Origin of the sequence: Streptomyces sp. NBC_01176, assembly GCF_045039825.1 — a bacterium.
Classification (GTDB): domain Bacteria; phylum Actinomycetota; class Actinomycetes; order Streptomycetales; family Streptomycetaceae; genus Streptomyces.
The window spans coordinates 7542264-7556384 of sequence record NZ_CP108600.1; the positions used below are offsets into that span (position 1 = coordinate 7542264).

The 14121-nt window shown below is 71.0% G+C and carries 8 protein-coding genes; 1 reads left to right on the forward strand and 7 read right to left on the reverse strand.

Annotation, left to right across the window (positions count from 1 at the left end; genetic code table 11):
• Positions 1–3 precede the first annotated feature (3 nt).
• The 7 genes from OG199_RS32715 to OG199_RS32745 all read right to left on the reverse strand — a co-directional run bounded on the left by OG199_RS32715 (position 4) and on the right by OG199_RS32745 (position 10191).
• Complete coding sequence (locus OG199_RS32715) at positions 4–1752, reverse strand: S8 family peptidase (RefSeq protein WP_405832501.1); 1749 nt, start codon at positions 1750–1752, stop codon at positions 4–6.
• Between the two features lie 486 nt (positions 1753–2238).
• Positions 2239–3270: a PAC2 family protein gene (locus OG199_RS32720; protein ID WP_405832502.1), complete on the reverse strand. Its 1032-nt coding sequence runs from the start codon at positions 3268–3270 to the stop codon at positions 2239–2241.
• Positions 3271–3745: 475 nt separating this feature from the next.
• Entirely contained in the window at positions 3746–4417 is a 672-nt protein-coding gene (locus OG199_RS32725) for a FadR/GntR family transcriptional regulator (protein ID WP_266697913.1), read from the reverse strand.
• A gap of 352 nt (positions 4418–4769) precedes the next feature.
• Positions 4770–6386, reverse strand: a complete 1617-nt coding sequence (locus tag OG199_RS32730; protein WP_401802851.1) for an FAD-dependent oxidoreductase — start codon at positions 6384–6386, stop codon at positions 4770–4772.
• 15 nt (positions 6387–6401) lie between these two features.
• A complete protein-coding gene (glpK, locus tag OG199_RS32735) occupies positions 6402–7940 on the reverse strand; it encodes a glycerol kinase GlpK (RefSeq protein ID WP_405832504.1) in 1539 nt (512 codons plus the stop codon).
• Between the two features lie 160 nt (positions 7941–8100).
• Positions 8101–8889 carry an MIP/aquaporin family protein gene (locus OG199_RS32740; protein ID WP_356808968.1) on the reverse strand — a complete coding sequence of 263 codons (789 nt, stop codon included), beginning with the start codon at positions 8887–8889 and terminating at the stop codon, positions 8101–8103.
• Positions 8890–9426: 537 nt separating this feature from the next.
• Positions 9427–10191 (reverse strand): IclR family transcriptional regulator, encoded by a 765-nt coding sequence (locus OG199_RS32745; protein WP_168527299.1) that lies wholly within the window; start codon positions 10189–10191, stop codon positions 9427–9429.
• Positions 10192–10462: 271 nt separating this feature from the next.
• Here OG199_RS32745 and metH point away from each other — a divergent pair, with 271 nt between their 5' ends.
• Positions 10463–13993: a methionine synthase gene (metH, locus tag OG199_RS32750; RefSeq protein ID WP_401802847.1), complete on the forward strand. Its 3531-nt coding sequence runs from the start codon at positions 10463–10465 to the stop codon at positions 13991–13993.
• Positions 13994–14121 lie beyond the last annotated feature (128 nt).

Below are 14121 nucleotides of genomic sequence, written 5' to 3' on the forward strand. Positions count from 1 at the left end.
ACGTCAGCCCGTGACCACCAGGCCGACGATCTCGTCGTCCGAGAACCAGACACGTACGTCGGGCCGTCCGCCCGCGAAGGCGGAGTGCACCGCCTGCCGGATCTCGGGGGAGGGGTTGTTCAGGGTGCGCCAGTCACCGGCCACGAACAGCCGGAGCCGGGGCGGGAGTTCGCGCGGGTACGGCAGCAGCTCGTCCCAGTACCGTTCGGCCCGGCCCGAACCGACCGCCTCCGGCAGCAGACGGGTGACCGCGGCCTTGATGTCCGGCCGGTTGCCGATCCGCTGGGAGGCGGGCCGGCCGGGCGCGTCCTGCTGGGGGGAGCCGCTGGCCCGCAGCACCGCGCGGGCGAGCTCCGGTGACATCGGCTGCTGCCCGGCCGTCCTGAGCATGCCCTGGAGCGCGGCCAGCGCCCCGGCCACCACCGGGGAGGCGGAGGAGGTCCCCGAGAACGTGTCCGTGTACCAGCCGATCTCCTCGGCGCCGCCCTGCAGATCGCCGGGCCGGTCCCAGAAGCCGCCGGTGGTCGTGACCTCGCGCCCCCAGCCCTGGGCGTCCATCCGTGCGCCGTAGTTGGAGAACGCCAGACGTGAGCGGTCCGGGCCGTGGTCGCGGCCGTGCGTGCCGGGCGGCGGTGCGCCCGCGCCGACCAGCACCGCGCCGGACGACTGGTGGGAGGGGTTGAAGGGGTTGCGCCACCACTCGGGGAACTCGGCGGGGCGGCGCTCGTACACCGCGTCGTCCAGTGACTCGGCGCCGTTGCCCGCCGCCGCGACCACGAGGACGCCCTTGGCGGTCGCGTACCGGATGGCCGCGAAATTGTCGGGCCACCACTCGATCGCGATGTACCCCCGCTGGTCGTCGCGTTGTTCGAAGTCGAACCGCGGTCCGGGCGCGTGCAGTTCGACCAGCAGGAGATCACCGGGACCCAGCCGGTCGGCCGCCGCGTGGATCGCGGCCGCCGTGCCGATGCCCTCGAAGGACGCGGCCGCGGTCACCGCGTCCGGCACGATGCCGGTGACCCCGGACTCGTCGCGGTCGGCGCCGATGATCCCGATGACCGCGGTGCCGTGGTTGCGCCAGGCGAGGTCGGTCATCTGGGTGCCGACGACGACACCGGCGAGCTTCGCCGCCAGGTCCTCGTGGCCGAGCTGCCAGGCCCCCTCCACGTCGATCACCGTGACGCCCCGGCCCGTACCGCCGGGCCGTTGCCAGGCCCAGTACGCGTCGATGCCCTCGGGCGCCGGGCGCAGATAGCCCTGACGGCTGGTGAAGTCCGGCGTGACCGGCGCGCCTTCCTTGACCCGCCGGCCGCCGTCGGCGCCCTCTGCGGTGTGCCCGGCGGGCCTGGCCGAGGCGGGAACGGCGGCGGGCTTCACGTACGCCGTGTCGATCCCGGGCAGCGCGGCGATCCGGGAGCGCAGTTCCTGGGCGCGGTTCCCGACGCCGCGCACCCGGTAGAAGAGCGTGAGGTCGGGGCTGCCGTCGCCGCCCGCCGCGGCGGCCTGCCGGAGTCGCTCCTCGCCGCCGAACAGCGGCTCCAGCGTGAGCTGTTCGTCACTGAGGAACATGTTGACGGCCGAGACGTCGGCGCCCGCCGCCGAGTGGACGCCCTCGGCCCGGGCGCGCAGCCGGGCCTCGGGGCGGGCGACGGCGATCAGCTCCTCTTCGGCCCCTCGATAGGTGAATCCCGCTCCGTCGGGCCCTGGCCCGGTTGTTCCCGGGCCCTGCGCCGACTGTTCCTGGTCGGTCATCGCGTGCCGCTCCCTTCGGTCCCCGCGGGCGCGCTGTCGGGCGCCCGCGGCTGCGCCGCTCGGTCCGTGCGGGTGCTGTGTCGCGGGGAGACGCGGTGTCAGCTCCCGTCTCCGGGACGCGCCTTCGGGGCACAACCTGGCACGCCCGCGGCGACTCGTCCACCCCGCCTTCGCGAACCGGGTTTGAGAACAAGTTGAATGGGGAAACCTGTGCAATCCGTCCTGAAAGAGATGTCACGCAGGAATCAGGCCAAAGGCTGCGGGGCGTGGGTCATGTGGCGTGCGGGCGGGGGCGGTCGACGCCGCGCGGCGTGACCACCATCGTGCGTCCCGGACCGGACCCGTGGGTGATGCGGTGCCGCACACCCTCGTCGACGCGGTGCCGGACGTGCGGCGGGGCGGCGCGCCGTGTGCGCACCGCCCCGTCCGCTCGAATCGCGGGGTCGAATCGCGGGGTCGAATCGCCCGCGTGAGCCGCCCGTCCGCTCAGTCCTCCGACGAGTCCTCGTCCTCGCTGCTGCTGCCGCTGCTGCTACCGGTGTCCGTGTCGGTCTCGGTGTCCGGCTTCGGGGGCTTGGACGGCTTCGGGCGCGCGCCCGGGTTGTCCCGCAGATAGGACGCGCTGTCACTGCCGTCGGCCGTGGCGTGACCGCCGGGAGCCGGGCCCGCCGGACCTCCGCCGTCCCGCCGCCGCAGATACCGCTCGAACTCGCGCGCGATGGCCTCGCCCGACGCCTCCGGAAGCTCGGCGGTGTCCCGGGCCTCCTCCAGCGTCTGCACGTACTCGGCGACCTCGCTGTCCTCGGCGGCCAGCTGGTCGACGCCCAGCTGCCAGGCCCGCGCGTCCTCGGGCAGCTCGCCCAGCGGGATCCGGAGGTCGATCAGGTCCTCCAGGCGGTTGAGGAGGGCCAGCGTCGCCTTCGGGTTCGGCGGCTGCGAGACGTAGTGCGGTACGGCCGCCCACAGCGACACCGCCGGTACGCCCGCGTGCGTGCACGCCTCCTGGAGGATGCCGACGATGCCCGTGGGGCCCTCGTACTTCGTCTCCTCCAGGTCCATCGTGCGGGCCAGGTCGGAATCGGAGGTGACCCCGCTGACCGGCACCGGACGGGTGTGCGGCGTGTCACCGAGCAGTGCGCCCAGGATCACCACCAGCTCCACACCCAGCTCGTGCGCGAAGCCGAGCAGCTCGTTGCAGAACGAACGCCACCGCATCGACGGCTCGATGCCCCTCACCAGCACGAGGTCGCGCGGCTTCGCACCGCCGACCCGGACCACCGACAGACGCGTGGTCGGCCAGGTGATCTTGCGCACGCCGCCGTCCAGCCACACCGTGGGGCGGTTCACCTGGAAGTCGTAGTAGTCCTCGGCGTCGAGCGCCGCGAAGACCTCGCCCTTCCACTCCCTGTCCAGGTGCGCGACCGCGGTGGAGGCGGCGTCGCCGGCGTCGTTCCAGCCCTCGAACGCGGCCACCATGACTGGGTCGATCAGCTCGGGAACCCCCTCCAGCTCGATCACCCAGCGCCTCCTTCCGACGTGCCCTCGCGTACGCCCCAACCTTACGGCGTGCCGAGGGTGCCTCCGCAGCCCCCTTGCACAGGGGAGTGAACGGATCACTGCCCCGTTCCTCCCCCTGAAACACCCTCGAGTCATCCGAGCTGTCCTTGGTCAACTTCGCCGTCGACCAGGGAGGCCGCTCCGCGGACGGGTGATACGTCCGATGACCGGGGGAGCGGGGCGTACGACGCGCCGATGACCGGGGGAGCGGGGCGTACGACGCGCGGACGCTGTCCGCCCGCTGCCGGAACCGTACGCCCCGGACCTGGGGGAAGAGGGGCGTCAGGCCTGCGGGAAGAGGGTGCCCCGAACCCGCGGAAAAGGACGGGGCTGCGGTGCGCGGGCCGGGTGCACGGGCCGGGGGCGCAGCTGCGCGCGCCGGCCGGGTCGGTGGCGGAGCGGGCCGGGTCGGTGCACGGATCCGTGCGGTGGCCGGTCAGAGCGTGCTGCGCAGCCACTGCTCCACGCTCGCGATGTGCACCGTCGCCCAGGAGCGGGCCGCCTCCGCGTCACGGTCGCGCAGGGCGGTCAGGATGGCCCGGTGCTCGTGGAGGGTGCGGCTGACGGCGTCCTCCTGGGTCAGACCGCGCCAGATCCGCGCCCGGGTGGTGGGCCCCGACAGGCCGTCCAGCAGAGAGCACAGGACCGAGTTCCCGGAGCTCTGCACGATGCCCCGGTGGAACTCCAGGTCGGCGGCGACGAGTTCCTCCACCGAGGGCGCGGCGCCGAGCACGTCCAGTTGGGAGGTCAGCGCGTCCAGCTGCTGCTCGCTGATCCTGGACGTGGCCATCGCGGTCGCCGCGGGCTCCAGGATGCGGCGCACCGCGAGGAATTCCAGCACCGTGTCGTCGCGGTGAAAGTCGACGACGAAACTCAGCGCCTCCAGGAGGAGCTGGGGATCCAGGCTGGTCACGTACGTGCCGTCGCCCTGGCGCACGTCCAGGATGCGGATCAGGGAGAGCGCGCGCACCGCCTCCCGCAGGGAGTTGCGGGACAGCCCGAGGTCCGCGGCGAGCTCGCTCTCCTTGGGAAGCCGGTCGCCGGGGCGCAGCGTGCCGGAGACGATCATGCCCTTGATCTTCTCGATCGCCTCGTCGGTGACTGCCATGGCGGACCTCCCTGTCACTCCGGATGTCCCTCAGACCTCCGATGTCTCAGGCCATTATGTGGGGTCAGCGGGTTGAACGGACACGAAATCCCTGGCCGGATCGGGCGAGCGCCCCCGGATCGCGGGCCCGAGGGCATCGGCGTACCCCCTCGGGCCGGCGAAGGTGCGCGAGGCGCCCGGGCCCCGGGGGCCGGTGGAGGTTCCTTCGCGACGGGGCGTGCGGAGGCGCGCCGTCATGTGCGGAAGGGGCGGCTCCCCCCGTGGGAGCCGCCCCTTCCGCAGGGTTCGGACTATTCCTCGAACCGCCGGCGCAATCCACGCAAGAGGGGGACCGGTGCGCTCTGGTCACTTCCTACTTCTTGTCGAGCACGTCCTGCACCCTGGCGCGGATCTCGTCCGTGGCGAGACCGCGGATCGTCAGCGTCGTACGGCGGCGCAGCACATCGTCCGTCGTCTCGGCCCACTCGTGGTCCCGGGCCCACACGACCTGCGCCCAGATCTCGGGGGCGTCCGGGTGGACGCGCTCGCCGAGCGCCGCGTCCTCGTTCGCGAGGCGCGCGATGTCGAAGGCCAGCGAACCGTAGTGCGTCGCGAGGTGCCGGGCGGTGTCGGCGCCCATGCGCGGGCCGGGCGCCGGGCCGTCGACGAGCAGCCGGTGGGCGACCGCGCGCGGGTTGGCGACACCCGGCAGCGGCAGCTTCTTCGGCAGCGCGGAGATCGGCTCGAAGTCCTCGCCCAGCGGGTGGCCCGGCAGCGACTCCAGCTTCTTCATGACCGTGCGGCCGATGTGCCGGAACGTGGTCCACTTGCCGCCCGCGACGGAGAGCATGCCGCCACGGCCTTCGGTGACGACCGTCTCGCGCTTCGCCTTCGAGGTGTCGCCGGGGCCGCCGGGCAGCACCCGCAGACCGGCGAAGGAGTACGTGATGAGATCACGGGAGAGCTGCTGGTCGCGGATGGAGAACGCGGCCTCGTCGAGGATCTGGGCTATGTCCTTCTCGTTGACCGCGACCTCGCCCGGGTCGCCCTCGTACTCCTCGTCGGTGGTGCCGAGCAGCAGCATGTCCTCCCAGGGGAGGGCGAAGGTGATGCGGTACTTGTCGATCGGGGTCGCGAGCGCGGCCTTCCAGGGGGAGGTGCGCTTGAGGACCAGGTGCGCGCCCTTGGACAGGCGGATGGACGGCGCGGCGTTCGCGTCCTCCATCCGGCGCAGGTGGTCGACCCAGGGGCCGGTGGCGTTGAGGACGAGGCGCGCGTCGACGCCGAACTCGGCGCCGTCCGTGCGGTCCTTCAGCTCCGCTCCCGTGACCCGTCCCCGGGTGAAGCGCAGACCGGTCACCTCGGCGTGGTTGAGGACGACCGCGCCGGACTCGACGGCGGCGCGGACGGTCATCAGCGCCATCCGGGAGTCGTTCATCTGGTCGTCGCCGTACACCGCGACGGCCTTCAGGTTCTCGGTGCGCAGCTCCGGCACGTCCTGTGCCGCCTTCGACGGGCTCAGCAGGTGCCCCACGCCGTCACCGAACGCGGAGAGCGCCGAGTACGCGAACACGCCGGCTCCGAGCTTCGCCGCGCCGTGCGGCCCGCCCTTGTACACGGGGAGGTAGAACGTGAGCGGGTTCGCCAGGTGAGGAGCCACCTGACGGGAGACCGCACGGCGCTCGAAGTGGTTCTCCGCCACCAGCTTCACCGCGCCGGTCTGCAGGTAGCGCAGACCGCCGTGGAGAAGCTTGGAGGAGGCGGAGGAGGTGGCGCCGGCGAAGTCGCCGGCGTCGACCAGGGCCACCCGCAGACCGGACTGCGCGGCGTGCCAGGCGGTGGAGATGCCCAGGATGCCGCCGCCGATCACGAGGAGGTCGTACGTCGCCTTGGAGAGCTGTTCCCGGGTCTCGGCGCGGCTCGGGTTGGAACCGGAGGCCGGGTGCGTACCGAGGGCAGGCACGGTCTGCAGGGTGGGCTGGCTGGTCATGCGGGTTCTTGCTCCTCAGTTCTCGTCTTCGATCCAGCCCATGGTCCGCTCGACGGCCTTGAGCCAGCTCTTGTACTCACGGTCGCGGGTGTCCGCGTCCATGTTGGGGGTCCACTCCGCGGCCCGGCGCCAGTTGGCGCGCAGGTCCTCGGTGTTGGACCAGAAGCCGACGGCGAGGCCGGCGGCGTAGGCGGCGCCGAGGCAGGTGGTCTCGGCGACCATCGGGCGCACCACGGGGGCGTCCAGGAAGTCGGCGAGGGTCTGCATCAGCAGGTTGTTGGAGGTCATGCCGCCGTCGACCTTGAGGGCCGTGAGCTCGACGCCGGAGTCCTTCGTCATGGCGTCGGTGATCTCGCGGGTCTGCCAGGCGGTGGCCTCCAGGACGGCGCGCGCGATGTGCGCCTTGGTGACGTACCGGGTCAGACCGGCGATCACACCGCGGGCGTCGGAGCGCCAGTACGGGGCGAACAGGCCGGAGAAGGCCGGTACGAAGTAGGCGCCGCCGTTGTCCTCGACCGACGACGCGAGCGTCTCGATCTCGGCGGCGGACTTGATCAGGCCCATCTGGTCGCGCATCCACTGCACCAGCGAACCGGTGACGGCGATGGAGCCCTCGAGGGCGTACACCGGAGCCTGGTCCCCGATGCGGTAGCCGACGGTGGTCAGCAGGCCCGAGTACGAGTTGATGATCTTGTCGCCGGTGTTCATCAGCATGAACGTGCCGGTGCCGTACGTGGACTTGGCCTCGCCCTCGGAGAAACAGGTCTGGCCGAACAGGGCCGCCTGCTGGTCGCCGAGCGCGGAGGCGACCGGGATGCCGCCGAGCAGCTCGCCGAGCGGGCCTCCGGTGACCTCGCCGTAGACCTCGGCGGAGGAGCGGATCTCGGGGAGCATCGCGAGCGGGACGCCGATGGACTCGGCGATCTTCTCGTCCCACTCGAGGGTGTGCAGGTTCATCAGCATGGTGCGGGAGGCGTTGGTGACGTCGGTCACGTGGTGGCCGCCGTCGACACCGCCCGTCAGGTTCCAGATGACCCAGGTGTCCATCGTGCCGAAGAGGATGTCCCCGGCCTCGGCGCGCTCACGCAGGCCCTCGACGTTGTCGAGCAGCCAGCGCGCCTTGGGGCCGGCGAAGTACGACGCGAGCGGCAGGCCGGTCTCGCGGCGGAAGCGGTCCTGACCGACGTTGCGGCCGAGCTCCCTGCAGAGCGCGTCGGTGCGGGTGTCCTGCCAGACGATGGCGTTGTGGACGGGCTCGCCGGTGTTCTTGTCCCACAGCAGCGTGGTCTCACGCTGGTTGGTGATGCCGATCGCCTTGATGTCGTCGCGGGTGATGCAGGCCTTCTCGATGGCCCCGGCCACGACTTCCTGGACGTTGGTCCAGATCTCGGTGGCGTCGTGCTCGACCCAGCCCGGCTTCGGGAAGATCTGCTCGTGCTCCTTCTGGTCGACGGAGACGATGCGGCCGTCGCGGTCGAAGACGATGCAGCGGGACGAGGTGGTGCCCTGGTCGATCGCGGCGATGAAGGGGCCGGCGGTGTGTGCGTCGGTCACGGTGTGCTCCTGAAGGTTCCGAATGGAAGGGCGGTGTCTACGTGTTTACGTCGCGCTGCTCTGGAGGTGCGGTAAGCGGTGCTTCGGGCGTGCCTCGAGGCGTTCGGCTCTTCGGCGGTGCTCCTGGGCGGTGTTCCCGAGCGGTGCTTCGGCGATGCTCCTAAGCGAAGGCGACGTTGTAGAGGCCTGCGGCGATCGCTCCGCCGATCAGCGGACCGACGACGGGGACCCAGGCGTAGCTCCAGTCGGAACCACCCTTGTTCGGCAGGGGGAGCAGGGCGTGCACGATGCGCGGACCGAGGTCACGGGCCGGGTTGATCGCGTAGCCGGTGGGGCCACCGAGGGAGAGGCCGATGGCGACGACGACGAGCGCGGTGATCAGGGCACCGAGGGGGCCGAGGCCGTTGCCCTTGTCGTTCAGACCCTGAGTGAGGACCGCGAGCACCAGCACGACGGTGCCGATGATCTCCGTGGCGAGGTTCTGGAGCGCGTGGCGGATCTCGGGACCGGTGGAGAAGATGCCGAGCACGGGGCCGGCGGCCGGCTCCTCGGCCTCGACGGCCTTGGAGGCCCCCTCCTCGGCCGCGCCGACGATCTCGGGGTCGGTCAGATGCGCACGGAACTGTCCGTAGTACACGACCCAGACCAGCGTGGCACCGATCATGGCGCCCAGCAACTGGCCGCCCCAGTACACCGGCAGGTTGTTCCAGCCGCCGTCCTTGATGGTGAGCGCCAGCGTCACGGCCGGGTTCAGGTGCGCGCCCGACAGCGGCGCGGAGGTGTAGACGGCCGTGAGGACTGCGAAACCCCACCCGAAGGCGATGGCGAGCCAGCCGGCGTTACGGGCCTTGGAGGCCTTCAGCGTGACGGCGGCGCAGACGCCACCACCGAGCAGGATGAGTATGGCGGTACCTATGGTCTCGCCGATGAAGATGTCGGAGCTGGACACCCGCGACTCCTTTGTCCTTCGTCCAGGGGAAGCCGAACCCCGGGTCCCTCCGGTGGTTCGCGCCCTCGGGGGTGAGAGCGATGACGGCCGCTGGCACTGCCACACCCTAACGCTTTTGTCGTCAGGTGTTCGACAATGTCGACCGATGGACGGGAGTCTTGCCCCGGTGTTACCAGCTCGTCAAGGGTTCCGTTATCGAAAACACGATCGTTATTGATTGCTGTGAGCTATCGATCTTCGAGCGGATGCGCATCGCACGCGAACGGGTACGTGACGTGCGCGCGGGGCCCGTTCCGCATGCGTGCGAGGCGCGTTCCGCGGAGGCGCGGGGCACGCTCGGGCGGCAGCGCCGGGGCACGTTCCGTGGGGTGCGGGACGGCAGTGCCGGGCACGTTCGGGGGTGCGCGCGACCGCGCGAAAGGCCGGTACGTCGGCGACGTACCGGCCCGATGGCTCAGGGAACGGCGCGGGAGGGCGCACGCGGACGCACGAGCCACCGCGCGCGGGTGCCCGCGTGCCGCCGCCGGCGGCCGGGCGTCAGAACCGCCCGGCCCCCAGGTCCCGCGACACCGCGCGGGCGCAGTCGCGCACCGCCGCGATCAGCTCGGGGCGCAGCTCCCCGTCCTTGCAGACCCGCTCGACGGCGCCGGTGATGCCCACCGCGCCGACCGGCATCCGCCGCCGGTTGTGGATCGGCGCCGCGACCGAGGCGACGCCCGTCCAGGTCTCCTCGACGTCGTCCGCGTAGCCGCGTGCCCGGGTCAGGTCGAGAACCCCCTCGAACTGCTCCAGCGCGCTGACCGTCCGGGCCGTGAACTCGTTGCGCTCGGCCTCCAGGACCTCGCTGTGCGCCACCGGGTCGTACGCCGACAGGACCTTGCCCAGTGCCGTGGAGTGCAGCGGCTGCATGGCCCCGACCTCCAGCACCTGCCGGCTGTCGTCGGGCCGGAACACGTGGTGCACGATGAGCACCCCCTGTTGGTGCAGGACCCCCAGATAGACGCTCTCCCCGCTGGAACGGGCCAGGTCGTCGGTCCACACCAGCGCCCGCGCCCGCAGTTCGTGCACGTCCAGATAGGTCGTCCCGAGGCGCAGCAGTTCGGCGCCGAGCTGGTAGCGCCCGGAGACGGTGTCCTGCTCGACGAAGCCCTCCTGCTGAAGGGTGCGCAGTATGCCGTGGGCCGTACCTTTGGCCAGGCCCAGCGACGAGGCGATGTCGGACAGACCGAGCTGTCGCTCGCCGCCCGCGAGCAGGCGCAGCATCGCCGCCGCCCGTTCGAGCGACTGGATGTTCCGTGCCATCGCCGTGCTGCCTCCGTTCCCCTTGGGCCGTTGGCGGGCCCCTGCGCTGCCGCCGTTCGGCAATGTCGAACACTACCGGTCGTCGACGAGCTCCCGCTAATAGGTGGTCGCAAGATGTCGCGTCTGTCTTAACACCCCGGTCGCCTCCGCCACGCGCGTCCGTCCCCTGGACGCCACTGACCCTCCGGTGGTGCTCCGGGCTACCCTGACGGCGTGCGCCTTCCATGGGAAGCGCAAAGCCGACAGCCGTCGCACTCCAGGGAGCACCTTCATGGCTTCGTTGCCGAACCCGTCCCCTCCGTCCGAGCTCGCCGAGAACCGGACCCGTATCGCCGCACTGCGCGAGGCCCTCGCGGACCGTGTCGTGGTGGCCGACGGCGCGATGGGCACGATGCTGCAGGCTCAGGACCCGACGCTGGAGGACTTCGAGAACCTCGAAGGCTGCAACGAGATCCTGAACCTCACCCGGCCCGACATCGTCCGTTCGGTCCACAAAGCCTATTTCGATGTCGGCGTCGACTGCGTCGAGACGAACACCTTCGGGGCGAACCACTCGGCCATGGCCGAGTACGACATCGCCGACCGTGTCCTCGAACTGTCCGAGGCGGGAGCCCGGCTGGCCCGCGAGGTCGCGGACGACTTCGCCGCCCGCGACGGCCGCCGGCGCTGGGTCCTCGGCTCCATCGGCCCCGGCACGAAGCTGCCGACCCTCGGCCACGTCGCCTACGGCACACTGCGCGACGGCTTCCAGGCGAACGCCGAGGGACTGATCGCGGGCGGCGCCGACGCCCTGATCGTCGAGACCACCCAGGACCTGCTGCAGACCAAGGCCTCCCTGCTGGGCGCCCGTCGCGCCATGGAGGCGCTGGGACTCGACCTGCCGCTGCTGTGCTCGATGGCGTTCGAGACGACCGGAACGATGCTGCTCGGCTCCGAGATCGGCGCCGCGCTCACCGCGCTGGAGCCGCTCGGCATCGACATGATCGGCCTGAACTGCTCGACCGGCCCCGCCGAGATGAGCGAACACCTGCGCTACCTCACCCGGCACTCCCGTATCCCGCTGCTCTGCATGCCGAACGCCGGTCTGCCGGTCCTGACCAAGGACGGCGCGCACTTCCCGCTCGGGCCCGAGGGTCTGGCCGACGCGCAGGAGAACTTCGTCCACGACTACGGCCTGTCCCTGGTCGGCGGCTGCTGCGGTACGACGCCCGAGCACCTGCGTCAGCTCGTCGAGCGGGTACGGGGGGTCGAGCCCACCGAACGTCACCCGCAGCCCGAACCCGGCGCCGCCTCGCTCTACCAGACCGTGCCGTTCCGCCAGGACACCGCGTACATGGCGATCGGCGAGCGCACCAACGCCAACGGTTCGAAGAAGTTCCGTGAGGCGATGCTGGCGGGCCGCTGGGACGACTGCGTGGAGATGGCCCGCGACCAGATCCGCGAGGGCGCCCACATGCTCGACCTCTGCGTCGACTACGTCGGCCGGGACGGCGTCGCGGACATGGAGGAGCTCGCCGGACGTTTCGCCACCGCCTCGACGCTGCCGATCGTCCTCGACTCGACCGAGGTCGAGGTCATCCGCGCGGGACTGGAGAAGCTCGGCGGCCGGGCCGTCATCAACTCCGTCAACTACGAGGACGGCGACGGTCCCGAGTCGCGCTTCGCGAAGGTGACCCGGCTCGCCCGGGAGCACGGCGCCGCGCTGATCGCGCTGACCATCGACGAGGAGGGCCAGGCCCGCACCGTCGAGACCAAGGTCGCCATCGCCGAACGGCTGATCGAGGACCTGACGGCGAACTGGGGCATCCACGAGTCGGACATCCTCATCGACACGCTGACCTTCACCATCTGCACCGGTCAGGAGGAGTCCCGCAAGGACGGCATCGCGACGATCGAGGCGATCCGCGAGCTGAAGCGCCGCCGCCCCGACGTCCAGACCACGCTGGGCCTTTCGAACATCTCCTTCGGCCTCAACCCGGCGGCCCGCGTCCTGCTCAACTCGGTCTTCCTCGACGAGTGCGTCAAGGCGGGCCTCGACTCCGCGATCGTGCACGCGAGCAAGATCCTGCCCATCGCGCGCTTCGACGACGAACAGGTCACCACCGCCCTCGACCTCATCTACGACCGGCGCGCCGAGGGATACGACCCGCTGCAGAAGCTGATGGCGCTGTTCGAGGGCGCCACCACCAAGTCGCTGAAGGCGGGCAGGGCCGAGGAGCTCGCCGCCCTGCCCCTGGACGAACGGCTCAAGCGGCGCATCATCGACGGCGAGAAGAACGGACTGGAGGACGACCTCGCCGAGGCCCTCCAGGACCGCCCCGCCCTCGACATCGTCAACGAGACGCTGCTCGACGGCATGAAGGTGGTCGGCGAACTGTTCGGCTCCGGCCAGATGCAACTGCCGTTCGTGCTCCAGTCCGCCGAGGTCATGAAGTCCGCGGTGGCCTTCCTCGAGCCCCACATGGAGAAGTCGGACGCCGAGGGCAAGGGCACCATCGTCCTGGCCACCGTGCGCGGAGACGTCCACGACATCGGCAAGAACCTCGTCGACATCATCCTGTCCAACAACGGCTACAACGTCGTCAACCTCGGCATCAAGCAGCCGGTCTCCGCGATCCTGGACGCCGCCGAGGAGCACCGGGCCGACGTCATCGGCATGTCCGGCCTGCTGGTCAAGTCCACGGTGATCATGAAGGAGAACCTGGAGGAGCTCAACCAGCGCGGCCTGTCCGCCGATTACCCCGTCATCCTCGGCGGCGCGGCCCTGACCAGGGCGTACGTCGAACAGGACCTGTACGAGATCTACGAGGGCGAGGTCCGCTACGCCCGCGACGCGTTCGAGGGCCTGCGCCTGATGGACGCGTTGATCGGGGTCAAGCGGGGCGTGCCCGGGGCCGTGCTGCCGGAACTGAAGCAGCGCCGGGTGCGGGCCGCCGCCCCGCAGACCGTGGTCGAGGAGCGCCCGGAGGAGGGGCACATCCGCTCCGACGTCTCCGTCGACAACCCCGTGCCCACTCCGCCGTTCTGGGGCACCCGTGTCATCAAGGGCATCCAGCTCAAGGAGTACGCGTCCTGGCTGGACGAGGGCGCGCTGTTCAAGGGCCAGTGGGGTCTGAAGCAGGCCCGTACGGGCGAGGGACCGACGTACGAGGAGCTCGTCGAGACCGAGGGCCGGCCCCGGCTGCGCGGGCTGCTGGACAAGCTGCAGACCGACAACCTGCTCGAAGCGGCCGTCGTCTACGGCTACTTCCCGTGCGTGTCCAAGGACGACGACCTGATCCTGCTGGACGAGCAGGGCAACGAGCGCACCCGGTTCACCTTCCCGCGCCAGCGCCGCGGACGGCGGCTGTGCCTGGCCGACTTCTTCCGTCCCGAGGAGTCCGGCGAGACGGATGTCGTCGGCCTCCAGGTCGTCACCGTCGGCTCCCGGATCGGCGAGGAGACCGCCAAGCTCTTCGAGTCCAACTCCTACCGCGACTACCTCGAACTGCACGGCCTGTCCGTGCAGTTGGCGGAGGCGCTCGCCGAGTACTGGCACGCCCGCGTCCGTTCGGAGCTCGGCTTCGCGGGGGAGGACCCGGCGGCCGTCGAGGACATGTTCGCCCTCAAGTACCGGGGTGCCCGCTTCTCCCTCGGGTACGGCGCCTGCCCCGACCTGGAGGACCGCGCGAAGATCGCCGAGCTCCTTGAGCCCGAGCGCATCGGCGTCCACCTCTCCGAGGAGTTCCAGCTGCACCCCGAGCAGTCCACGGACGCCATCGTGATCCACCATCCCGAGGCGAAGTACTTCAACGCGCGCTAGGCCCGTGACAGGCACCGTGCGCCCCGTGGCGCGGACGGTGCCTGCCGCGCACGCGGCACCAGGGGGTGCCGGTCCGGTCCCTGCGTGCCGTCCGTCCGGCGGAAACCGCCGGACGGACGCCGCGCCAC

Excerpts from the sequence above, each read along its gene's own strand:
- OG199_RS32715 (WP_405832501.1), bottom strand. The coding sequence starts at position 1,752 with ATGACCGACCAGGAACAGTCGGCGCAGGGCCCGGGAACAACCGGGCCA.
- OG199_RS32725 (WP_266697913.1), bottom strand. The coding sequence starts at position 4,417 with ATGGCAGTCACCGACGAGGCGATCGAGAAGATCAAGGGCATGATCGTC.
- OG199_RS32730 (WP_401802851.1), bottom strand. The coding sequence starts at position 6,386 with ATGACCAGCCAGCCCACCCTGCAGACCGTGCCTGCCCTCGGTACGCAC.
- OG199_RS32745 (WP_168527299.1), bottom strand. The coding sequence starts at position 10,191 with ATGGCACGGAACATCCAGTCGCTCGAACGGGCGGCGGCGATGCTGCGC.
- metH (WP_401802847.1), top strand. The coding sequence starts at position 10,463 with ATGGCTTCGTTGCCGAACCCGTCCCCTCCGTCCGAGCTCGCCGAGAAC.